The 22,664-nt window shown below is 37.1% G+C and carries 20 protein-coding genes; 6 read left to right on the top strand and 14 right to left on the bottom strand.

What is annotated here, in order from left to right:
* Positions 1-9: 9 nt before the first annotated feature.
* Both J2Y40_RS21625 and J2Y40_RS21620 read right to left on the bottom strand, forming a co-directional pair.
* Entirely contained in the window at positions 10-726 is a 717-nt protein-coding gene (locus tag J2Y40_RS21625; RefSeq protein ID WP_153399849.1) for a phytanoyl-CoA dioxygenase family protein, read from the bottom strand.
* 5 nt (positions 727-731) lie between these two features.
* Positions 732-1,982: a dicarboxylate/amino acid:cation symporter gene (locus J2Y40_RS21620; protein WP_153394878.1), complete on the bottom strand. Its 1,251-nt coding sequence runs from the start codon at positions 1,980-1,982 to the stop codon at positions 732-734.
* A gap of 221 nt (positions 1,983-2,203) precedes the next feature.
* Here J2Y40_RS21620 and J2Y40_RS21615 point away from each other — a divergent pair, with 221 nt between their 5' ends.
* From J2Y40_RS21615 to J2Y40_RS21600, 4 genes are all read left to right on the top strand, one after another.
* Entirely contained in the window at positions 2,204-2,686 is a 483-nt protein-coding gene (locus tag J2Y40_RS21615; RefSeq protein ID WP_153394880.1) for a BON domain-containing protein, read from the top strand.
* Between the two features lie 6 nt (positions 2,687-2,692).
* Entirely contained in the window at positions 2,693-3,112 is a 420-nt protein-coding gene (locus J2Y40_RS21610) for an SH3 domain-containing protein (protein WP_153394881.1), read from the top strand.
* A gap of 97 nt (positions 3,113-3,209) precedes the next feature.
* Positions 3,210-5,990 (top strand): TonB-dependent receptor, encoded by a 2,781-nt coding sequence (locus tag J2Y40_RS21605; RefSeq protein WP_310001272.1) that lies wholly within the window; start codon positions 3,210-3,212, stop codon positions 5,988-5,990.
* A 426-nt stretch (positions 5,991-6,416) separates the two neighbouring features.
* Positions 6,417-8,276 carry a CocE/NonD family hydrolase gene (locus tag J2Y40_RS21600; RefSeq protein WP_310001270.1) on the top strand — a complete coding sequence of 620 codons (1,860 nt, stop codon included), beginning with the start codon at positions 6,417-6,419 and terminating at the stop codon, positions 8,274-8,276.
* A 406-nt stretch (positions 8,277-8,682) separates the two neighbouring features.
* On the opposite strand, the gene J2Y40_RS21595 is transcribed toward J2Y40_RS21600, so the two are convergent.
* The 5 genes from J2Y40_RS21595 to speB form a co-directional block, all read right to left on the bottom strand.
* The gene (locus J2Y40_RS21595; RefSeq protein WP_310001299.1) at positions 8,683-9,291 is read right to left on the bottom strand and encodes an alpha-ketoglutarate-dependent dioxygenase AlkB; all 609 of its coding nucleotides are present in this window, start codon (positions 9,289-9,291) and stop codon (positions 8,683-8,685) included.
* A 285-nt stretch (positions 9,292-9,576) separates the two neighbouring features.
* On the bottom strand, positions 9,577-10,347 hold the full coding sequence (locus tag J2Y40_RS21590) for a hypothetical protein (RefSeq protein WP_310001268.1): 771 nt from the start codon (positions 10,345-10,347) through the stop codon (positions 9,577-9,579).
* A gap of 21 nt (positions 10,348-10,368) precedes the next feature.
* Positions 10,369-10,983, bottom strand: a complete 615-nt coding sequence (locus tag J2Y40_RS21585) for a hypothetical protein (RefSeq protein ID WP_310001266.1) — start codon at positions 10,981-10,983, stop codon at positions 10,369-10,371.
* Positions 10,984-11,339: 356 nt separating this feature from the next.
* On the bottom strand, positions 11,340-12,182 hold the full coding sequence (locus tag J2Y40_RS21580) for a methylated-DNA--[protein]-cysteine S-methyltransferase (protein ID WP_153394891.1): 843 nt from the start codon (positions 12,180-12,182) through the stop codon (positions 11,340-11,342).
* 73 nt (positions 12,183-12,255) lie between these two features.
* Entirely contained in the window at positions 12,256-13,113 is an 858-nt protein-coding gene (gene speB / locus J2Y40_RS21575) for an agmatinase (protein WP_153394893.1), read from the bottom strand.
* Positions 13,114-13,342: 229 nt separating this feature from the next.
* On the opposite strand from speB, the gene J2Y40_RS21570 reads away from it, so the two are divergent.
* Positions 13,343-14,002 (top strand): HAD family phosphatase, encoded by a 660-nt coding sequence (locus tag J2Y40_RS21570; RefSeq protein WP_153394895.1) that lies wholly within the window; start codon positions 13,343-13,345, stop codon positions 14,000-14,002.
* A gap of 223 nt (positions 14,003-14,225) precedes the next feature.
* On the opposite strand, the gene J2Y40_RS21565 is transcribed toward J2Y40_RS21570, so the two are convergent.
* From J2Y40_RS21565 to J2Y40_RS21545, 5 genes are all read right to left on the bottom strand, one after another.
* Positions 14,226-15,620 (bottom strand): arginine decarboxylase, encoded by a 1,395-nt coding sequence (locus J2Y40_RS21565; protein WP_153394897.1) that lies wholly within the window; start codon positions 15,618-15,620, stop codon positions 14,226-14,228.
* Positions 15,621-15,742: 122 nt separating this feature from the next.
* A complete protein-coding gene (locus J2Y40_RS21560; RefSeq protein WP_310001262.1) occupies positions 15,743-16,618 on the bottom strand; it encodes a tyrosine-protein phosphatase in 876 nt (291 codons plus the stop codon).
* 89 nt (positions 16,619-16,707) lie between these two features.
* On the bottom strand, positions 16,708-17,355 hold the full coding sequence (locus J2Y40_RS21555; protein ID WP_310001260.1) for a thiamine diphosphokinase: 648 nt from the start codon (positions 17,353-17,355) through the stop codon (positions 16,708-16,710).
* Entirely contained in the window at positions 17,345-17,914 is a 570-nt protein-coding gene (locus tag J2Y40_RS21550) for a cob(I)yrinic acid a,c-diamide adenosyltransferase (RefSeq protein ID WP_153394903.1), read from the bottom strand. The genes J2Y40_RS21555 and J2Y40_RS21550 overlap by 11 nt, the downstream gene beginning before the upstream one ends.
* Before the next feature lie 86 nt (positions 17,915-18,000).
* Positions 18,001-18,585, bottom strand: a complete 585-nt coding sequence (locus J2Y40_RS21545) for a hypothetical protein (protein WP_310001258.1) — start codon at positions 18,583-18,585, stop codon at positions 18,001-18,003.
* Between the two features lie 184 nt (positions 18,586-18,769).
* Between J2Y40_RS21545 and J2Y40_RS21540 the strand changes: the two genes are divergently transcribed.
* Positions 18,770-19,261 carry a DinB family protein gene (locus tag J2Y40_RS21540; protein WP_153394907.1) on the top strand — a complete coding sequence of 164 codons (492 nt, stop codon included), beginning with the start codon at positions 18,770-18,772 and terminating at the stop codon, positions 19,259-19,261.
* Between the two features lie 201 nt (positions 19,262-19,462).
* On the opposite strand, the gene J2Y40_RS21535 is transcribed toward J2Y40_RS21540, so the two are convergent.
* Entirely contained in the window at positions 19,463-20,416 is a 954-nt protein-coding gene (locus tag J2Y40_RS21535; protein ID WP_153394909.1) for a YafY family protein, read from the bottom strand.
* A gap of 84 nt (positions 20,417-20,500) precedes the next feature.
* Positions 20,501-22,228, bottom strand: coding sequence for an ABC transporter ATP-binding protein (locus tag J2Y40_RS21530; RefSeq protein ID WP_153399853.1), 1,728 nt, complete (start codon positions 22,226-22,228; stop codon positions 20,501-20,503).
* Between the last annotated feature and the right edge of the window lie 436 nt (positions 22,229-22,664).

Genomic DNA, 22,664 nt, shown 5'->3' with positions numbered 1-22,664 from the left:
TATTTTTTATTAATTCAGTCTTTCCGACCAACGCAGTTCTTCCGGAAGTTCCATATCAGAAAATTCAATATGAATCACTCTTCGCCTCCTGCCGTCGTTAGTCCGGTTGGAGCCGTGAAGAATAAGGGGTTTCATGATCATAATTCCACCTTTTTTCACGCTGCATATCTCTTCAGTTTCTGTAGCCCAGTCAATGGTTTCCGGTCTGTAAATTCCTTTGGCATGTGATCTGGGAACAACTTTCAGAGCTCCGTTATTTTCATCGGTATCATCCAGATGAATTCTGATGGTAAAGATGTTTTCCAGAATCTTTAGAGGAGGCTGTACTGCAAACTGATTCTTTTTTGTGGTCCAGGGTCCAAATCCGTCAAGCTCCAGTTTTTTATCCACCGAAATAGTCAGATCCTGATGATAGGCTACATACCAGTTTGAAGTTTCAGGTTTATCAAAATAAATGCTTTTCACAGCAATATATTTTTCTCCGAAAATTTCTCTAATAACGGTTTTAATACGGTTATTGAAGATAAGATCCTTTACTTCGGGAACTTCTTTTAAAAACTGACGTACTGCAAAAAGATCATCCGATTTTCTAAAATTTGAATTGGAGGTATCTGTATTCAGAATTTTCTCGCTGATTTTTTCAATTTCCTCATCAGAAAACAGATCATTGATTACGGTAAAACCCTTTTCATGAACATCTTCTTTATGGCGTTGAAGCCCCATCATATCCATTACACTTCCTGCGGTGTATTTTCCAGCTGTCCTTCCCATTTGGAAACAGCAGAAGTGGCTAATGCATTTCCTAATACATTGGTCATACTTCTTCCCATATCACAGAAATGGTCGATAGGCAGGATAAGGGCAATTCCTTCAGGCGGGATTCCAAACATGGAACATGTTGCCACAATAATTACCAGAGAAGCTCTCGGAACTCCGGCAATCCCTTTTGAGGTAAGCATTAATACTAAAAGCATGGTAATCTGCTGTCCCAATTCCATTTCAATTCCGTAGATCTGGGCAATAAAGATGGAGGCAAACGTCATATACATCATACTTCCGTCCAGGTTAAATGAATATCCTAAAGGCAGAATGAAAGACACCACCCTGTTGTTACATCCGAATTTTTCAAGCTCTTCCACCAGTTTCGGGAAAACGGCTTCTGAACTTGTTGTAGAGAAAGCAATCAGCAACGGAGCCTTGATTCTTTTAATTAATTCAAAAAGACGGTTCCCAAGAATTAAGTATCCTACCAGTAAAAGTACCATCCATAGAACAGCTAATGCGAAGAAAAAGTCTCTGAGATAAATTGCATACACCTTGAATATTTCAAAACCATTCACGGCTACTACAGCAGCAATCGCTCCCAAAACCCCAAGCGGTGCAAACCACATGATGTATCCAACCATTTTCAGGATGGCGTGAGCAATAATATCAAAAAGCTTCACCACCGGCTTTGAATATTCTTCGCCCAGATTCGCAAGCGCAACTCCGAACATAATGGAGAATACTACAATCTGAAGCACTTCATTGGTAGCAAAGGCTTCAAATAAACTTTTAGGAATCATATGCTTTACAAAATCTTCCATAGAAAAACTTTTACTGCTTTTCAGAAGATCTTCTGCTGCTGCGGCATCCTGAATCGGCAGTTTAGTCACGTGTCCCGGCTCCAGCCAGTTCACAAGGACCAGTCCTATAAAAAGGGAAACCAGTGATGCTGAAATAAACCACAGCATGGCTTTCGTTCCTACTCTTCCGATCATTTTGATATCACTCATCTTGGCAATCCCTACAACAAGAGTAGTAAATACCAATGGTGCAATAATCATCTGTACCAGCCTGATGAAGACCGTTCCCAGCAGTTTTATGTTTTTGGAAAAAGGTTCGGCACTTTCAGGATACTGTATGTGTACCACACCTCCGATTCCTACTCCCAAGATAAGCGCAATAATAATGCCTATAAAAAGTTTATTTTGTCCTTTCATATATATTGTTCAATTGCCACAAATATAATAGTTTTTGAATTGGCACAAGATTTTGTTCTATGCGGGTTAAGTTTACTTTAATTTTATGATCCATTAAAATTAAATTCCTGGTTTAGAAAATATTGCAAAAAATTAATAAAACATTTATTGAGTTTTTATTCTTTTGGTACAAATTTTATTATTACATTTGATTGTATTAATAACATTAATAAATATACAATATGAAAAAAACTATCGCAATGGCTGCTTTGGCTATAGCTGTATCTTTCGGCGCAGTTTCATGTAAAAAGAAAGTTTCTGATGCTGATCTTCAGACTCAAGCTACAACAGTGGTAACTTCTAATCCCAATGCTTCTGTAGAAGTAAAAGAAGGTGTAGCCCACTTAAGCGGAACTTTCGCAGACCCGCAGTCTAAAGATGCCATGATTGCTAAATTAAAAGCCATCAACGGAATCAAGGAAGTAATGGACATGGCAACTGTAGCAGCACCTCCTGCACCGGTTGAAACAACTGCTGCTGTAGATCCTGCGGTTCAGAAAAAAGTTCAGGATGCTGTTAAAGATTTCCCTTCTGTAAAAGTAGAGGTTGTAAACGGAGAACTTACTCTTACAGGAAATGTTTCAGGCCTTCAGGCAAGAAAAATCAAAGAATCAATCGACGCTTTGAAAATCGGAAAGTATAACAATAACCTAGTTGTAAAATAATTTAAGATGAGTACATTACAAGATAAATATTCAAGCGTAGTTTCAGCAGCTCAGTCTGCAGGAATTTCAAACCTTCAGGTTCAGGAGCAGGACGGTATCCTTTATGTTTCGGGAAATGCTTCCAATACAGCAGCAAAAGATGCGGTATGGAATGCTTTAGGAGCTATTGATTCTACCTATTCAGCTTCAGATATCAATATTGACGTACAGGTTGCAGGACTGGCTTCAGGAGCATCTTTAACGGTAGCTACAGAAGAGTCTAACTTAAACATCAGACAGGAGCCGTCTACAGAGGCTGCTGTTGTAGGAAAAGCTGCAAAAGGTTCTTCCGTTACTCTTATCGAGCAGACTTCTGATGACTGGTGGAAAGTAAAAACAGATGACGGTCAGGAAGGCTATGCTTACTCAAGATATTTAAGAGCGTAATTTTAAAAAAAGTTAAACTTTAACAAATATTTGCCAAACATCTCCGAAAGGGGATGTTTTTTTTATACTTTTACGCCTTTAAAAAAAGTGATTAACCATGAAGAAATTATTATCGGTGCTGATGCTGGCATGTACGGTTCTGATTTTGCATGCTCAAAGCCTGCATATTGACGGAAAAGTATCAGATCCCGACAAAAAAGCCGTAGAAAATGCAACGGTTTATCTCCTGAAAGAAAAAGATTCATCCATTATTAATTATACGGCTACCAATAAAGAAGGTAAGTTTTCCCTGAAAACGGATGCTGTGAGCGAGCCTTCTTTTCTAAAAATTGATGCTGACAAACTTCAATCTTACTCAAAAAAACTCGAAAAAATCAGCCAATCCCTGGCATTAGGGGAAATAGAACTGGAAAAAGGCAAAGTAACGAGCATTGATGAAGTAAAAATCACCGTTTCTCCAGTAAAAATAAAAAAAGACACTATTGAGTTTAATGCTTCTGCCATCAAAGTACGTCCCGACAGTAAAATTGAGGAGCTTCTGAAGCAGATTCCCGGTGTAGAAATTAACAACGAAGGAAAAATCACGGTAAACGGAAAGGAAGTAGATCAGATCATGATCAATGGAAAACCTTTCTTTGATAAAGACGGTAAAATTGCCCTTCAGAACCTTCCCGCAGATATTATTAAAAATATCCAGTTTACCACTACCAAATCCAAAGAAGAGGAACTGAGCGGAAAGACAGCAAAATCAAATAACACGACTATTAATTTTAATATTGACGAAAAGAAGAACAAAGGCCTCATCTCCAGGCTCACTGTAGGATACGGCTCTGATAAACGATACGAAGGCAGCGCCCTTTTAAGCTACTTTAAAAAAGACACGAAAATAAGCCTACTTGCTGCTTCCAATAACATCAACTCCCAGGGATTTTCCAATGATGAGGTTTTTGACAGCATGGGACACGGCCGTAATTCATGGCTGATGCAGGGAGGATCTGTTTCCACTGTAGGAAATACCACCTATTACAGCTCGGGTGGAAATACTAAAGGGATACAGAAGTCAACGACGGTAGGATTCAATTACAGTGACAAACTCGGAAAGGATGCTGATCTGGATACGTTCAGCTTAATGTATGGAGACTCTGAACTTGAAACAAGATCTAAGGTTTCAAGAACTACCCTGCTTCCCGAATTTACGCTGAAAACCAATTCTGAAAACAGCGGCGAAAGTGAAAATAAGCAGTACAGCTTTGATACTTCAGCAAAAATCAGGCTGGATTCTCTTAGCAGTATTTACATTTCACCAAGATTTAACAGCTCCAGAACTTTCAGCTTTAACAATTCAAGATCGTCTACTTTCCAGGACAATAGTCTTCTGAACGAAAGTGACGCGTACACCAGCACGGAAACGATAAATAATTCCTTCAATCCTTATATTTATTTCTCCAGAAAATTCAGTAAAAAAGGACGTTCCCTGAGTGCTAAAATGAATAGTGCCATCTCTGAATCCAGAAGGGATAATTTTAACCGCTCAGAAACGGTATTTTTTCAAAACAGTAACGTGACCACTCCGGTGAATGACAACAGAAATCAGCTTGCAAAAAACAAGAACCAGAGCAATGAATATAATTTCGGACTGGGATATTCTGAACCGATTTCAGATTCTGCGTCCGTTAATTTTGAATTGAACTACAGCTCAAAAATAACCCGTGATCTGAGAGATGTTAATGATTTTGATGCCGCTACCGGGCAATATACAGACTATAATACTTCCCTTTCCAACAGCATGAGGCAGAAAATCAACAAGCTAACTCCTGAACTTACTTTCAGCCTCAATAAAAAGAAAGTAAATATCTGGGCTTCTCTGAACCTTGATGTTTCGGATATGAATGTTAATTCCGTTTTCAACGGACAGCAGTACAATCTTCAGAAAAGTTTTGTTCTTCCGGGCTATAATGTCAATCTTAATTATGAGCTTTCTCAAAATAAAAGGTTAAGCTTCTATCATTATGCAGATTTCAACATTCCCGGCGCAGAGCAGCTTACCCCTTATGAAGATACTTCTAATCCATTGGTGACTTATACGGGTAATCCCAACCTTAAAAATACCTGGACCAATAACAGCTACCTGTATTTCAATAATTACAATATGGTAAAAAATATGAGTTATTATCTGAATATCGGGTTTACGTACAGGGATAATGATATTATTAATTATTCAAAGTATGACAGTGCAGGGAAACAGCTTGTTACGTACGATAATATAAGTGGTAATAAAAATATCAATGCGGGAGCCGGTTTCAGCAAAAGCTTCAAATGGAAAGAGAATAAAGTGACCATCAGCCCAAGGTTCAATATGCAGTATAACTTCAATAAAGGGTTTATCAACGGACAGCTCTTTACCAGTGATTCATACAGCATCAATCCGGGGCTGAATCTTACTTATGAAATTAAAGACAAGGTGACCATTAAACCATCATACAGACTTGGATATAATTTTTCAAAATACACCAATTACAGTATCGACCAGATAAATACTACCAGCCAGGCCCTGAAGCTGGAACTGACGAATTATCTTTTCAAGAGCAGGCTGGTTTTCGGAAATGATTTTGAATACAACACCAATTCTAATATCGCTCCCGGTTTTAAAAGAGCTTTCTACTTCTGGAATACGAGTTTAGGATATTCTTTCTTCAATAAACAGTTTACGGCAAAAGTAAAGATTTATGATGTTCTGAACCAGAATCAGAGTGTAAGAAGAACGATTTCCAACGCTTATTTTGAGGACCGTGAAGATCTTATCCTGAAACGCTATGTGATGTTTTCCATCAGCATGAAACTGAATAAATTTGCAGGAAAAAAAGCACAGGGAAAATAACTCCCTTATCATATTCATTCAATGGCCGGAATTTTTCCGGCTATTTTTTTTGAATTGAGCCCTTAATTATTTTAACCACAACAGGCACGAAAGATTCTGCACTTATTTTTAAGTTAAATGCTTCCGTATATAAGCTCACTTAAGGTTCTTAAAAATCTACGATTTTATAAAAGATCTCCACTATCTGCTTGATATGCGAGATAATAAAATATCCACAAGATCTATGCGATCTGAGGAATCTGTGGGAAATTCAATTTGTATGGAAAACATTTCAATCATTAAAATTTTTGCGACTTTGCGTTAAACCAACAAAAGACATTAACAAAATATGGAAATATTTTACGATGAATTAATTTTCAAAGAAGAATTATCTGATAAAATATCAGAAAAGCATTTTTATTTCTAAATTAGCCGCAAATTTTATGTATGAAGATTCCGGTTTCAATTTTATTCATTTTTCTTTTCATTTTTGGTAATGCCCAAAACAAAGATCAGAAAGATACTTTTGTAAAAGATAATTTCACTAAAAAGGAAGTTTACATCCCTATGCGTGATGGAACGAAGCTTTTCACCGCCATCTATATTCCGAAAGATATTTCTAATAAAAATAAATATCCGTTCCTGATGCAGAGAACCTGCTATAGTATTGCTCCATACGGGGAAAATGAATATAAAGCTAAAGTGGGACCTAACTCATACCTGATGAAAGACAAATATATTTTCGTGTATCAGGATGTCCGCGGAAGATATATGAGTGAAGGAACATTCACCAATATGACCCCTCAGGTAGACCGTAAGACAAAGAAAGATGTGGATGAAAGCACAGATACCTACGACACTATTGAGTGGCTTTTGAAAAATGTAAAAGACAATAACGGTAAGGCAGGTCAATACGGAACTTCTTATCCTGGCTTTTACACTGCTGTAGGAACACTGGCGCAACACCCTGCTTTGGTTGCCTCTTCTCCTCAGGCTCCGATTTCTGATTTCTGGAATGATGATTTTCTTCATAACGGAAAGTTTATGCTGGGGTATTTCAAAACATTTCCTGTTTTCGGAGTACAGAAAACAAAGCCTGAAAATAAAGCATGGTATACATATTCTATGATTAAAGCCACTTCGGAAGACGGTCTTAAATTTTACAGAGACATGGGAACTTTAAAGGATGGGTATGAAAAGTATTATAAAGACAATTTCTTTATGACTGAGATTATGAGCCATCCCAATTATGATGAATTCTGGCAGAAAAGAGGCCTGCTTCAACATTTAAAAGATATAAAACATGCGGTAATGACTGTTGGAGGCTGGTTTGATGCAGAAGATCTTGCAGGTCCTTTAAATATTTATAAAACGATTGAAAAGACAAGTCCGAAAGCCAAAAATACCATTGTAATGGGACCTTTCTCACACGGAGGCTGGTCGCAGGAACAGGGAAAACATTTCCACCACCAGACATATTTTGGGGACAGCATTGCTACCTATTATCAAAAAAATGTTGAAACTAGGTTCTTCAGCCATTATCTGAAAGGAAATACTAAAGAAGATGCAGGACTTCCTGAGGCTTTAATGTATGATACGGGCTCCAAAGAATGGAGAGAATTTACATCTTATCCTCCAAAAAATGCTCAGAAAATCAATTTTTATTTAGCAGGAGGAACATTGAAAAAATCAGCAGGACAGGGCTATTCAGAATATTACAGCGACCCGAACAATCCTGTATTAAGCTCTGATAACCTGAAAGATTTCAACGGTTTTACCCCAAGAAATTACATGTCGGAAGACCAGAGATTTGCAGAAGGCAGACCTGATGTACTGACCTTCACAACCGATATTTTAACGGAAGATATTACTTTCGGAGGTGAGATCATGGCCAAACTGAATATTGCCTCTACTTCTACTGATGCTGACTTCGCTGTAAAGCTGATTGATGTTTATCCTGAAGATTTCAAACCGAAAGAAAAGAAAGATGGTGTAATCTACGGAAATTACCACCAGATGGTAAGAAGCGAAATTATGCCGGCAAGATTCAGAAATTCTAAGGAAAAAGGAGAAGCACTGGTTCCCAATCAGAAAACCGCTGTGAATTTCAGGCTGCAGGATGTAATGCATACCTTTAAAAAAGGCCATAGAATACAGATTCAGATCAGCAGTACTTGGTTTCCCCTGTTTGCTTTAAATCCGCAAAAGTTCCTTGAAAATCCAAATTTTGCAACAAAAGAAGATTATACGAAAGCATTCATTAAAGTCTATGATGACAGTTCTATTGAAGCTGATATTCTAAAATAAACAATTATAAAGGTGGCTGAGATTTTCAAAGCCACCTTTTTTGATCTGTTGTTAAATTTTGGCTAAAGCCAATGGATTCATTTTTATTATTTAGGCGGACTAAAGTCCACCTCTATTGAATAAATTCTACCGCCTAACATAAAAGATTTTCACTAAGAACTCGTTGGTGTTTTTTTATTGTCTCGCAGAATCCATTCCGGAGTAAATAAAAATCGTAGATTTTTAAAGAACTTAGGTGAACTTTTATGCTCTAAGCTTTTAAACTTATTGATACTAAAGCGTTAAATCTTTGTGCTGTTGTGGTAAAAAAAAATTCCCGCAGATTTCTCAGATAACACAGATCTGTATGGATATTTTTTATCACACAAATTTCACAGGTGATTGGCATTACATTGAGACAGCATCATTATTCTTCAATGGTTCTGAATGTAAGATTTACTCTTGGTGTTTTTATTTTTGTAGTGGGTGGAAGGCGGTGGAGCCAGTTTTCCTGGGTTATTCCTTTCATAACCAACAGGCTTCCGTTTTCCAGAAATATTTCTACTTTTTCCTTTGTTGTTTTATGTTTAAAGAGGAACTTCCTCTCTGCACCGAAAGTCAAAGAAGCGATGGCTCCGTGTTTTTTGAGGTCCTTCTCTCCGTCGCTGTGGTAGGCCATCCCTTCACTTCCGTCATGATATAAATTCAGGAGACAGGAATTGTAGGTTTCACCTGAAATTTCCTCACACTTTTGTTTCAGTTCCAGTAGTTCAGGAGTCCAGGGTTGGGCATATTTTGTCCGTTTGGAATAGGTATATTCAAAAGCTTTTTCACCAAACCAGGCTACTTTTCTTTTGGTTAAAATCAGTTTTCCGAAAATTACCGCTTCATCATTTTCCCATGGAATCTGGTTAAACAGATAATCGTAAAAGGCATCCGATTTTTCTTTAGAAAATACTTTTCCATAGTAATGAACTGTTCCGTCATTTGGAAGGATATTTAAGGGATATTCTGATAGTTCTTCGAACAGGTTCATCATAATTCAGGAAATTTAGTAATGGTTTAATGTATATATGATTTTTGCACCATTATTATTCATCTTCACTCTGATGATGAATATCATATTCAATAGAAACCAGGCCTTTACCATTTGTAATTTTAAAATTCATTGATCTTTACTCTAATCTGAAGATTTCCAGATTTTAAAGGTAAGATAAAATACAAATACATGGATAGTTTTCTGACAAATGAATCATCAGCAGAAATAGATTTCAGCTTGTCCAAGAATGGCTGCCAGCCCAAATTTTAATATACTTCCGGGCTACCATTTACATTCTTTCAGGTTTATAAGCCCACTGGTATTTAACTGGGTGAGAAAGCTTCTCCTCCCTATCCCTTCACAGTTAAGGGTCTCAAGTGCACTAAGGCCTGTTACATTAACTTTCCGTAAAGGATTGTCATTAAGGTTAACAGATATGAGTTGGGTAAGGGTTCTCAAATCAATTTCTTCTATCAGGTTTTTATTGAGTTTCAAATCTTTCAACTCTGGTGAACCATTGGCTTTGAAACTGGTAATTTGATTATCCCATAGCCATGCCTTAACCAACTCAGGTGTATCATTTAGATCAACCCTTTGTAACTTATTCCAGTTGATATCAATTTCTCTTAATTTTGTAAGCCCGTTTAAATCAATGGATGATAATTGATTGTTATCTAAAGCAAGAATCTCCAGGTTTGAGCATCCCTTTAATTTTATCTGGGTAATTTCATTTCTGAAACCATAAATAAATTTTAGGGTTTTCATGCCTTCAAGATCAACTGTTTTTAGTTTATTTTCGTAAAACCCAAGATCTTCCAGACTGGTAAAGTTTTTGATTCCTGCCAATGAGGTAATACCAGCCTTCCCCACATACAATTCTTTGACGTTCGCCACTTCTGATTTTTGGATGTTCCCATCTTTATTGGTATCGAGGCCTAATTCAATCAGCGCATCTTTAAAATTTTTATCCGGGAATGATATGGTTTGCGCTTTCACATCAACAGCGGCACAAACAAATACCAAATTGACAAGAACGATATATAGTAATTTCATTTTCTGCATTTTTATTAATTTTTATCTTGCCATGTTTACCTTAATTACCTTACGATCACCCGCCACCTCAACAAATTCACCTATTTCTTCTTCAACCCCCCTTGAACTATACTGTGTTTCTGTTGGTACATAACCTCCTCCCATTTGTTGTCCAAGCATATTGTAATTCGCAACAACAGGTCCGGACTGTACCTGAGAACTCGTTACTTTTTCCCAGGCAACCCAACTCACGATATAGTATTTCCCTGGTTTTAAATTAACAAATTCAAAATTGCCTTTATCATCCAAGGTTTTCGTTTCTATTTTTGCCATAACCGCTTCTTTTGTCAGAGCCGCCTGCTTTCTTTTACTGTTATATTTTTTCCGCAGTTCTAAATACTCCAAAAGATGAGGCGTTATAGGAAAGAGCAAAACCTTATCCGTATAATGCGGATAATTGGTATACCCTCGTTTTTTAAATGAAACATTCCCCTGAATAGTATTGGTTCCTTCTTCAAGCATTTTATATGCTTCCTGTTTATTGAATTCTGCTGTGGGAAGAACATATTCTATTTTCTTTTGTGCCCTGGCCATAAAGGAAAACCCAAGCAAAAAAGCAATAGTTCCCCATAAATACTTTTTTATACTGTTGTTCATGATAGTAAATTTACTGATGTTAAATTACTTAGAAATCAATCAGTAGAAAATACCTAAATTTAGCTATTTTTATATAAAATCCTCATTCTCAGATTAGAGACACATTTCTTAATTGTATGCTTTTGATTAATGGGATTGATTGTATAGGCCAGTTTGGGATAAGGTTTTCTATTTACAGAGCTTGGAAGCTGGTAGATGGAATAGATAGGTTCTGAAGGTCATCAATAATAGATTGCCATCTTTTTTAGCTAATGTGATTTTACAGAGATTATCAATAGGTATAACCATGAGTAACTTCCAGCTCCCTTTTTCCGGCCATTAATACTAGTTTTCTTAGCTCGAACTCTCAGGTTATTTCAGGAATATAGGTGTGAACTTTCCCAGCCCACAATAAGTTGTTTTCTATCACTTCCCCATTTGTAGCCTCCGATGTTTCCTGTAGACTGAATCACCCGATGACACGGAATAAGAAAGGCTACCGGATTATTGCCGATTGCTGTTCCGACTGCTCTTGAGGCTTTTGGATTTCCTATTTTCTCTGCCAAACTGCCGTAAGTAGACAGTTTTCCCATAGGAATGGTTAATAAACTTTCCCAAACCTTAAGTTGAAAATCGGTGCCTTTTAAATGGAGTTTAATGGTGTTGAGCTTTGTCCAGTCTTTATTGAAAATAGACAGAGCATTCTGCTGAAGCGCATCTTGTTTTTCAAAAAAAGAAGCATTGGGAAATGTATGTTTCAAATTCCCCAATGCTGTTTCTTTATCGTCTTCAAAAGCCATATAGCAAATCCCCTTTTCCGTAGAAGCGGTCATTACAGATCCAAAAGGACTTGGAGAAAAACTGTAATTGATGCTGAGGCTTTTTCCGCCGTTTTTATATTCTGCCGGAGACATTCCTTCTACCTTCACAAAAAGATCATGCAACCTGCTTGTGCTGGAGAAACCTGTCTCAAATGCAGTATCGAATAAACTTGCTTTTTCTTCCTTCAGTAAATTTTTAGCATGTTCAAGACTGATGAACTGCAAAAATTTTTTCGGACTTGTCCCTGCCCATTCCGTAAATATTTTCTGAAAATGAGCCGGGCTCAGGTGAACTTTCTCTGCCACTTCATCCAAATTAGGCTGAAGCCTGAAATTGCTTTGGATATATTCTATCGCTTTGGCAATTCTGTTATAATCAATCTGATTTTGTGTGGACATAATATTTTGCTTTTATTTACCTCACAAATTTCCAAAGAATATACGGCTGAAAAAATCCGATTCCTGCGGAATATTAGTTATTGTTATAAATATCGTTGTAAGCAAGCATTTTGTAATATAACTTCGCTGCCAGGAAAGCAGTTGGTTTAGCCATTGGAGAATCCATTAATTCTACAATATCAAAAGCTACCACATTACATTTTTCAAATACTTTTCTTAACAGTTCCAATGTTGGATACCATGCTAATCCACCAGGTTCAGGAGTACCTGTAGAAGGGGCAATTGAAGGATCAAAAGCATCAAGGTCAATTGTGATATACACATTCCCTGAAACTTTTTCCAACACATCATTTACCCAATTTTCATTGTTAGCAATCTCGTGAGCAAAAAATACTCTTCCTTCCGGCAGATATTGTGCTTCTTCTGCATCCATAGAACGGATTCCCACCTGCACCAGGTTATGTTTCTGATTTGCTTCAAAAACAGCACAGGCGTGGTTGGAAGTAGAACCATGGAACTCAGGACGTAAGTCTGTGTGAGCATCCAGCTGAAGAACCGTTAAATTTTCAAATTTCTCTCCTACTGCACGGATAGAACCAATAGAAACAGAGTGCTCACCACCAAAAAGAGTGAATACTTTACCTTCGTTATTCAAAAGCTCTTTTGTTTTCTGATAAACCGCCTCTGTCATCGCTTCAGGACTAGAATCTTCAGAAACTTCTCCTGCTAAATAAACTCCCTGAAGATAAGGTTCTGTCTGTGTTTCAATATCATAAAGCTCCATATTTTCAGAAGCATCTAAGAATAATTCAGGACCTTTATCTGCTCCTTTTCCCCATGTGGAAGTTCCGTCATAAGGAACCGTTACCAGCATTACTTTCGAGTTCTCTAACGTTGCGTTTTCTTCAGGAATTCCTGCGTATGTTCTCATGTTTTATTTAAAAATTTAAATGATAAAAATTGAAATATTTACCGCAAAGATACAAAGAAAAGTGATGTGTTGAAGTTCAGAATTTAAGGTTTAAGGTTCAAGGTTCAGAGTTTAATGTTTAGAGTTACAGCTTACAACCGATCTATCATCTGTTCGTCTATCATCTTTCTATCTGTCCTCCCCTTTCCTCCTACCAAATAAATACCTATTTTTGTGCAAAACTCAGAATATGTCCTTAAAAGCTGTTCTTTTCGATATGGATGGGGTGATTGTAGATACAGAACCATTGCATAGAAAAGCTTATTTCAAAACGTTTGATGAACTGGAAATCGCTGTTTCCGAAGACCTGTACACCTCTTTTACCGGAGCCTCTACCAAGAGAGTCTGTGAAACATTGATTCAGCAGTATCATTTACCTCATACCCACGAAGCCATTGCGGCCATCAAAAGGGCTCATTTTAAAGATTATTTTGATAATGATGATGAGTTTGACTTAATTCCCGGGGTAAGAGAACTGATTATGCATTACCATGAAAACGGGGTTAAACTGATTCTTGCTTCCTCGGCAACAATGACTACCATCAATATGGTTTTTGAAAAATTCGGACTTGAAAAATACTTTAGCGGAAAGATAAGCGGTGCCGATTTAAAAGAATCCAAACCTCATCCTGAAGTTTTCCTATTAGCCGCTGAAATGGCTGGTGAATCCACTGAAAGCTGTATGGTTATAGAAGACTCCACGAACGGAATTCTTGCCGCACACAGAGCAAAAATCTTCTGCTCGGCCTACAGAAGTCCCCATTCCAAAAATCAGGATTACACATTGGCTGATGTTGTGGTTTCTGATTATGAAGACCTTCAGATTGATAAAATTTCAAAATATTTTTAAGTAACCCAAGTTCGGTCAATGAATTTATTATAAATGGCTGGGAGATGGAAGAAGGAGGCTGGAAGTTACTTTTAGTTATGGCTGAAAACCTCTTCCATCTCCCAGCTTCAAAACTCTATAAATTAAAAATTCTTATTCCGAACTGAGGTTAAATAATAAAAAGCTCTCAACATTTTTGAGAGCTTTTATTTTGTATCTATTTTGGCTAAAGCCAGCTGATTTATTATTTATATCCAAGAAGTCTTAAAACGTCTTCCGGTTCCTGTTTTTCACGGAAAATTTCATACTGAAGTTCTCCGTTTTCATCTTTCTGGATCAGGACGTGTCTTGGCTGAGGCATCAGGCAGTGGTGTACTCCACCGTATCCTCCAATGGTTTCCTGATAGGCCCCTGTATGGAAAAACCCGATATAAAGAGGCTTCGTATCACTGAAAACAGGAAGATAAATGGCGTTGGTATGCTGTTCAGAGTTATAATAATCATCAGAATCACAAGTTAATCCACCTAAAAACACTCTTTCATAAGTATCTTCCCATCTGTTCAGCGGAAGCATAATGAAGTGTCTCGAAATAGCCCACGTATCAGGAAGTGTGGTCATGAATGAAGAATCAATCATATTCCATTTCTCTCTGTCGTTCTGACGCTTCTGGGAGATAATCTTGTATAGGTTCGCACCACTCTCCCCAACGGTAAAGCTTCCGAATTCCGTATAAATATTAGGTTCTTCTACCCCTTCTTCCTCACAGAATTTTTTGATCTGAGATACAATCTCTTCTACCATATACTGATAGTCATAATCAAAATTCAAAGAAGTTTTAATAGGGAAACCTCCACCAATGTTCAGGGAATCCACTTCCGGAGCAATCTTCTTAAGACGTGCATATACACGAAGACATTTATACAATTCGTTCCAATAGTAAGAAGTATCTTTGATTCCTGTATTGATGAAGAAGTGAAGCATCTTCAGTCTTGCGTTAGGATGTTCAGCAATTTTCTGGCTGTAATAAGGGATAATGTCCTTATATCCGATTCCTAATCTTGAGGTATAAAATTCGAATTTAGGTTCTTCCTCAGACGCAATTCGGATCCCGATATTAAAAGTTGAATCAATACTTTCCGTAAGTTTATCCAGTTCACGATAATTATCCAGGATCGGAGTAATGTTTTCAAAACCACTATTGATCATATCTGAAATCTTGGTCAGATAATCATCTGTTTTGAAACCGTTACAGATCACTTCAATATCTTTGTTTACCTTTCCTTTATTGTAAAGAGATTTTACGATATCCATATCGTAGGCGGAAGACGTTTCTATCGAAATATCGTTTTTCAGAGCTTCTTCAAGAACAAAATTGAAATGACTGGACTTGGTACAGTAGCAGTAGGTATAATTCTTTTTATATTCGGTTTTCTCAAAAGCTTCCTTAAACCAGCTTTTCGCCTTCTGGATATTTTGAGAAATTCTCGGCAGGTAGCTAATCTTTAGCGGAGTGCCAAATTTTTCAACGACTTCCATCAAAGGAATATCGTGAAATAACAAATTGTTCTCAGAAACATTAAATTCTTCAGTAGGAAAATATAATGTCTGATCAATAAGTTCCGAGTACTTTATTTTCATTTCTAAACAAGTGAATTAAGAAATGCAAAATTGCTAAAAAAGTTTGATTTTTAAGCGTTAAATTTATTATAATTTTCTATAATCCCCAAAACACCGTATCCCGAAAATTTCTGCTCTGAAAATCAATAGGTAAACTTCTCAATATATTTTTTTCTTTTATCTTCGGAAATACCCAGAACCTCTTTTATATACACATCCGTTGACCCATATTTTTTATTGATCTGATCAAATGCACTGTCTAAATATCTTTTTTCTACCCAGCTCAGTTTTTCCAGCACCTGAATATCCATCTTCGGATAGAGAAAATGGAGGGTATAGGCAAGATCTAATCTTTTCCTCACAAGGCTTTTCCTATAGTTATTGGATAAAAGATATTCGTTGTAAATGGTCTGTTTATCAAATTTCAAAATAGTCAGAATCAAAGCGCTAACAATTCCTGTTCTGTCTTTTCCGGCTGTACAATGATAGAGAACCGGCTGATCAGACTCCATGATTTCGGTGATGATTTTTCTGATGATTTCAGGATTTTCAGTAACGTATTCCTTGTAGAAATCCATCATTCTTTTATCTGCATCAGAACCATTCACTTTTCCTTTTAACACCAGTTTTTTGGCCTGATCCAGCTGATCGCCCTCATCTTCAAAAGCTGAATAATTTTTATAAATGATTTCATCCGGAAGATGATCTGGTTTCTGAGCAATTTCTTTGGAATTCCTGAGATCAATAACATCTTTTATTCCCAGTTTCTTAAGTTGTTCGAAAGAGTTTTTCTTAAGCTTATGAAGATGTCCGCTTCTGTATAACAGGCCTTGTTTTAAAGTTCTTCCCTCTGTATTTTTGATATTTCCGGTCGTCCTGAAATTGACGACTTTTTTTATAGTAAAACTTTTTTCAGTTCCGATAATTCCATAATCCGGGTTCTCAAAATGCTGTGTTTTACAGGAGAAAACACAGAATAATGAAACCGTGAAAACTGATATTTTGATTAATCTATTCAATAGTTTTTAATAAACTTCTTTAAGCTTTTTAGCAGGATATTAAAGTATAAAATAAGTCTGTTTAAATTCATTTTTAAGTTTAAACAGCTTTAATATATCTTTGGATAGTCTATCTCATTAATTCCCACAAAAAATAACACATCCCCTGATTCATATTCTACAGAAACCTCATCTTCAATCGCAAAATTCCGGGTTCCTATTCTTGAGGTAATACTTAAACTTCCATTAGTCAAAGGCCAGTTGAGCCCTTTGGTTGTGATATTGTTTACTAACGGAAAAGGATAAAGTGAGATCATTCTGTTTTTTACTCCTTTCAGTTTAAAGTTATTAGAAATAAAGTAATATTCCGAAAATTCATCATAAAATCGGATCTTCATCTGGTCTTTAAATGCATAGGCTACCGTAAGATTCCCAAGGAAATGATCCTGTTCTCCGCCGCTGCCTCCGAAGACATCAATCTCTGAAAAACTTTTTTCCAGGATAATTTCTAATGCCTTATGAAAATCTGTTTTGTCCTGATCCAGTGTATGGATAAATTTCCCTTCGTAAATATTTTCATCTGATCCGGAATGTGAATCAAAATCACCGGAAATAAAATCCAGCTTATCCAGAGGGAAACCCATTTTTTTCAAATAATGAAAAGCTCCGTCCGTACAGGCAATCAGCCCATAATTATTTAAGTCCGGAAAAGATTTTGGAGCGTCTCCGTTAATGAAAAGTAATGCTTTATCTTTCATTCGGGTTCCAGTATTCTTCCGGTTCGTTATTCAGTTTGGAAACATATCTCGCCAAAACAAAAAGGTAGTCTGAAAGTCTGTTCAGGTATTTGATCAGCTCAGGACGAACCTCTTCTGACTCATTTAAGAAAACAAGGGAACGTTCTGCTCTTCTGCAGATAGTTCTTGCTGCGTGTAAAAATGTTGCTGATTTTCCTCCTCCGGGAAGGATAAAATATTGAAGAGGTTCCAGTTTTTCATCAAAAGTATCCATCCATTGCTCCAGTTCTTCAATTTCTGCTTCAGAAATAATTAATGGCAGGCGCGATTTTCCGTTAGCCAGCATAAGTTTATCAACCGGTGTAGCCGCTTCTGATCCTACGGTAAAGAGATCAAACTGAATTTTCTTTAACTGCTTCAGCACTTCTTCATCCTGAATATGACTTTTAGCAATCCCTATGAATGAATTCAACTCATCTATATTTCCGTAGCTGTCCACTCTTGCACTGGCTTTGGATACTCTTGTTCCGCCGTATAAAGCGGTTTGGCCTTTATCTCCTGTTTTTGTATAAATTTTCATAGGTACTAAAATACCTTTTTTTGCAGAATGTAAAAAGGATTCGTGCAAAAAGAATGACCGGTAATCTGCCTATGCTATTGTCATCGTTATTTACTGATTTCTACGTATTGTATAACAGTCTGGTTTTTGGGATTATAGATAATGGTACTGTTGTGAGGAAACCTTTTCAGCTTATAGTATTCTATATTTTTATCATTTTTGATATCTTCAAGGAAGCTTGTATCAAAGGTATTTTCGGGAAGAAATTTAGACATAAAACTTATTTTATCAATAATGCTCTGCCCATCAATTTTACGGGCTGTTTTATCAGATTTGCTTTCATCAGTGGAAGGTCTGCTTTCCAGAAAAGGGAGCAATACTGCCAGATCTGACTTGTATTTAAAGATATAGCCTTCAGAACCGTTGGGAAATTTGAACTTCTTTCCACTGTCTTCCGTTACGATTGCTTTTTCTGCCCCGGGAAATACTTCATTGAACTTTACATCCTGCGAGTTGGTTAAAGAATTAATAGATTCATTTACCGTTTTCTTCACAGTTTCTTCTACTGCCTGCTGTGCTTTCTGCTGCACGGTTTCTGTTGTTTTCTGAACAGTCTGATCTATTTTTTCTTCTATTTTATTACAGGATACTAATAAAAAAACAGGAATAACTGACAAAATATACTTCTTCATTTTTTAATTCTAAATTGGAATTGATTTTTTTATGACTACACTTTCATACCTAACGCAAAAATCGGTCCGCATATTTTTAAAGAAAATAAAAATATTTTTCACCTTCAAAAACACTACTGACAAACTGTTGTCATAACCCTGTCTTACCTTTGTATCAACAATAACAAACAAAAACGATACAATTATGACAACTACAGCAACAGCCACAAAACAATTCATGTCATCTGAGCAATTATTAGAGCACTGGCAGGGGCACAGAAACCTGACAAGAAGAGTAATCGAAGCTTTTCCTGAAAAGGAATTATTTGAGTTTTCAGTAGGAGGAATGAGACCTTTTGCCAAATTAGCCGTAGAACTGATCAGTATTGGCGGACCTGCCCTGAAAGGAATCATTGAAAAAAATATGGAGGCTTACAACGAAGAAGGTTTCAATCCTAAAACAAAAGAAGACCTCTTAAAAAAATGGGATGAAGAAACAGAAGTAATCAACCAATATTTCAGCCAGATTACAGAAGAGCGTTTTCAGGAAACATTCAATCTGTTTGGACAGTACGAGTTCCCGGTATATCAGAACATCCTTTATTTTGTAGACAATGAAATCCACCACCGCGGACAAGGGTATGTTTACCTGAGAGCTTTAGGAATTGAACCTCCTTTCTTCTGGGAAAGATTCTAGGATCATAAAAGGGAAGGCGAAAAGTAAACGGGTTGGTAAAACTGTTTATTCTTCAATAATAATCATATCAAATTAAACTGCGACAAAACTCATTTTATGGTTCTTCCTGCCGCTTTACGATTTTGCCTTTTCCTTTTTCATCAAATATTATTCAGCTAAATCATTATTGCCTTAAACCTCAGCACCTCTGTGTTGGGGTTTTTATTGATGCTTAACCGAAATTCTGGTAACAAGATCATTTATTTTTAGTCTGAGGCTATCCGGTTCCAAAACAGTGGCATAATCGGCAAACGTGATCAGCCAGCGAGGGAATCCTTCTTCAATCCATTCTGTTTCAAAAGTCAGTTCCACTCCATCTTCTCTTTCTGCTTCTTCGGTTAGACCATAATATCTTTTTGAATTGACCAGATGTCCCATAATTTTTTTATCAACCAAAAGCTTCACTTTGGTCTTATTTCCATTTCCGTTTTTCCTGTAATCATTGATCTGGCCGTATTCCTGCAGAAATGGTGTCTGGGTTTTTAAGATCTGAAGAATCCTGTCAACACGGAACTGCCTGAAATCTTTTCTCAGCGTACAGAATGCCATAATGTACCAGTAGTTGAATTCAAAGAATACTCCTACAGCTTCAATCGTTCTGTTGGTAACCGTTGAATCTACTGTTTGATATTCAATGATCAACTGGGTTTTATCAGCAATACTTTCCAGGATCGTGGGCAGCACATTTTTAACATGATCCTCTGCCCCTGCATGATGGCTGAAGACATCGATCTGTTTTTCGATATTCTGAATCAGGTTTTTATCCGAATTTCTTAATACGGAACGTACTTTCACCATCGCTGCCTGATAATGATTCCCCAAACTCTGATGGGAAAATTTCTGCATCAGTTTTTCAGCAGTGATAAAACTTAATACCTCTTCTTTGGTAAACATAATGGGTGGAAGCTTATAGCCGTCCATCAGGGAATACCCGTTTCCGGCCTCCCCAATAATTGGAATTCCTGCATTTTCCAGAGTTTTCACATCACGGTAAATCGTTCTGATGCTGACATCGAATTTTTCAGCCAGATCCTGTGCCCGGATCATCGGCTTCGATTGTAATTGGGTGAGAATAGCTGTTACCCTGTCGAGTTTTTTAAGATAGTGATCGTTCATAATTGCTCCGGCAAATCTATTATTCTTTTTGGTCTTCAGCGGATAAAATCAGTCATTTTTTTTTAAATTTCTGATCAGGATCTGCTAATTCTCTTTATAGGTGTTCACCAGCTTATCAAGATTCAAACTTCTGGCTGATGCATCAAAAATTTCCCGGTAGGTTCCGTTGGCTATTACGAGTTCATCATGAGTACCGCTTTCCACCACTCTTCCTTTTTTCATTACATAAATTGTATCAGAATCCAGGATCTGGGAAAGTGAATGGGAAATAATGATCACAGTACGACCTTCTTTAATGGCATCCAGTGAGTTTTTGATCTGTTCTGTAGCAATGGCATCCAGACTGGCGGTAGGTTCGTCAAGAAAAATAACCGGAGGATTCTTCAGAAATAACCGGGCAATGGCAATTCTCTGCTGCTGCCCTCCTGAAAGCTGTGTTGCATCATGCTGATAACCGTCCGGAAGATCCAGAATCTGATCATGCAGGTAAGCTTTTTTAGCGGCTTCCTGAATTTCTTCAAAGCTCGCATTCATATCTCCATATCTGATGTTGTCTTCAATGCTTCCCTGAAAAATATGATTTCTCTGGAGCACCAGACCGAGATCATTCCTCAGGAAAGTATTGTTATACTCATTTAAATTCACTCCATCCAGCAGGATTTCTCCGGAATCGGGAAGGTAAAATTTACACAAAAGATTGATTACAGTTGATTTTCCTGCACCGCTCAGTCCTACCAATGCCGTAGTTTTCCCGTTTTCAAATTTCATGGAAACCTCATGCAGCGCTTTTGTACCATTCGGATAGGTGAAATCCACATTTTTTAATTCGAAAGTTCCTTTGATTTCTTTTTCTATAAAAGTTCCGTTCTGTTCAGTTTCATTATCAGCATTCAGAATGTCGAAATACCCTTCCGCATAGATCATGGCATCATTCATATCATCATAAATCCTGTGAAGCTGGCGGATTGGAGCCGAGACGTTATTGAATAACATAATGTGAAGCATGATCGCGCCGATGGTCATCTGCTGATCCAGTACCAGATACACCGTCAAAAGAATAATCAGAACCACTCCAAACTGTTCGATAAAGGTTTTTAATCCATCGTAAATAAAGTTGGTTTTCCGGGTGAACATCTGGCTTTCCATCAGTTCCATCTGAAGGTCATACTGTTTTTTACCTTCAAATTTTTCACGGACAAAACTTTTAATGACCATAATTGAGTTGATCAGATTCAGAAGTCCTGAGGTTTTCCTTTCTCTCTGATTTCTTAGCTGGCGTCTCACCCCACCCAGTTTTTTGGCCTGCAGTGAGCTAATATAAAAATAAATGGGAACAATGATGGTGGAAACCATTCCTACATAAACATTCTGCATATACATAATGATGAGGGCAATGATGGCATTGGAAAAAAGCGGGAGAATATCAATGAAGAAATTCTGAACCAGTTTTGTCAGACTTTCAATGCCGCGGTCTATCCTGATCTGAAGTTTTCCGGATTCGTGATTTTCATCATTAAAATAAGCTACCTTGTATGTAAGAATCTTATCAATCGCTGACTGTGCCAGAACAGAACTCACATTGATCCTGATTTTTTCACCATAAAATTTCTGTCCGAAATTGATGAAAATATTCAGTAACTCCTTTCCCAGTAAAATAACAGAAATCACAATAAGAATATGAATTCCTTCCGACATCGGATGGGGAAGATGGGTAAGATTGGTAACCTCATCCACCGTATATTTCAGTACAATGGGATTGACCTGTGCCGCCAAAGCTCCCAAAAAGGTAAGAAATAAAGTTCCATAGATCATTAAACGGTAAGGTCTGATGAAAGGAACAAGCTGTTTATAAATTCCGAATAAAGTAACTGTTCTGTTAAAAGGTTTTGCCATAGAATGTATGTTAACTGAAAAACGTACCGTTTCTGAGAGAAAAGGTACGTTTTATTCTATTTTTCAGCAAATGATCTACTTTTTTTAACAGTCAAATTTTATCCTTCGTAGAAATATGTGGTCAGGTAATGCAGTTCCGGTCTGCTGGCAGCTTTGGATTCTGCTTCGGCTTGTTCCAGAGAATACATGGCTGTTAATTCTTTTCTTTGGAAAACAAAAGAGTTGTTGGCATTTTTATCAACTACATCATTGAAGATATGTTCAATCTCTGAATTGCCTAATGAAGCAAAACCGATGTCTTCAAAACCATACATTAATCTTAGATCATCAAACTGGCTGAAATTGTTATCTACAA

Source organism: Chryseobacterium sp. 2987 (assembly GCF_031456375.1).
Classification (GTDB): Bacteria; Bacteroidota; Bacteroidia; order Flavobacteriales; family Weeksellaceae; genus Chryseobacterium; species Chryseobacterium vaccae.
Note: the sequence above shows the minus strand (reverse complement) of the source record. Positions and strands in the feature narration are given on the sequence as shown.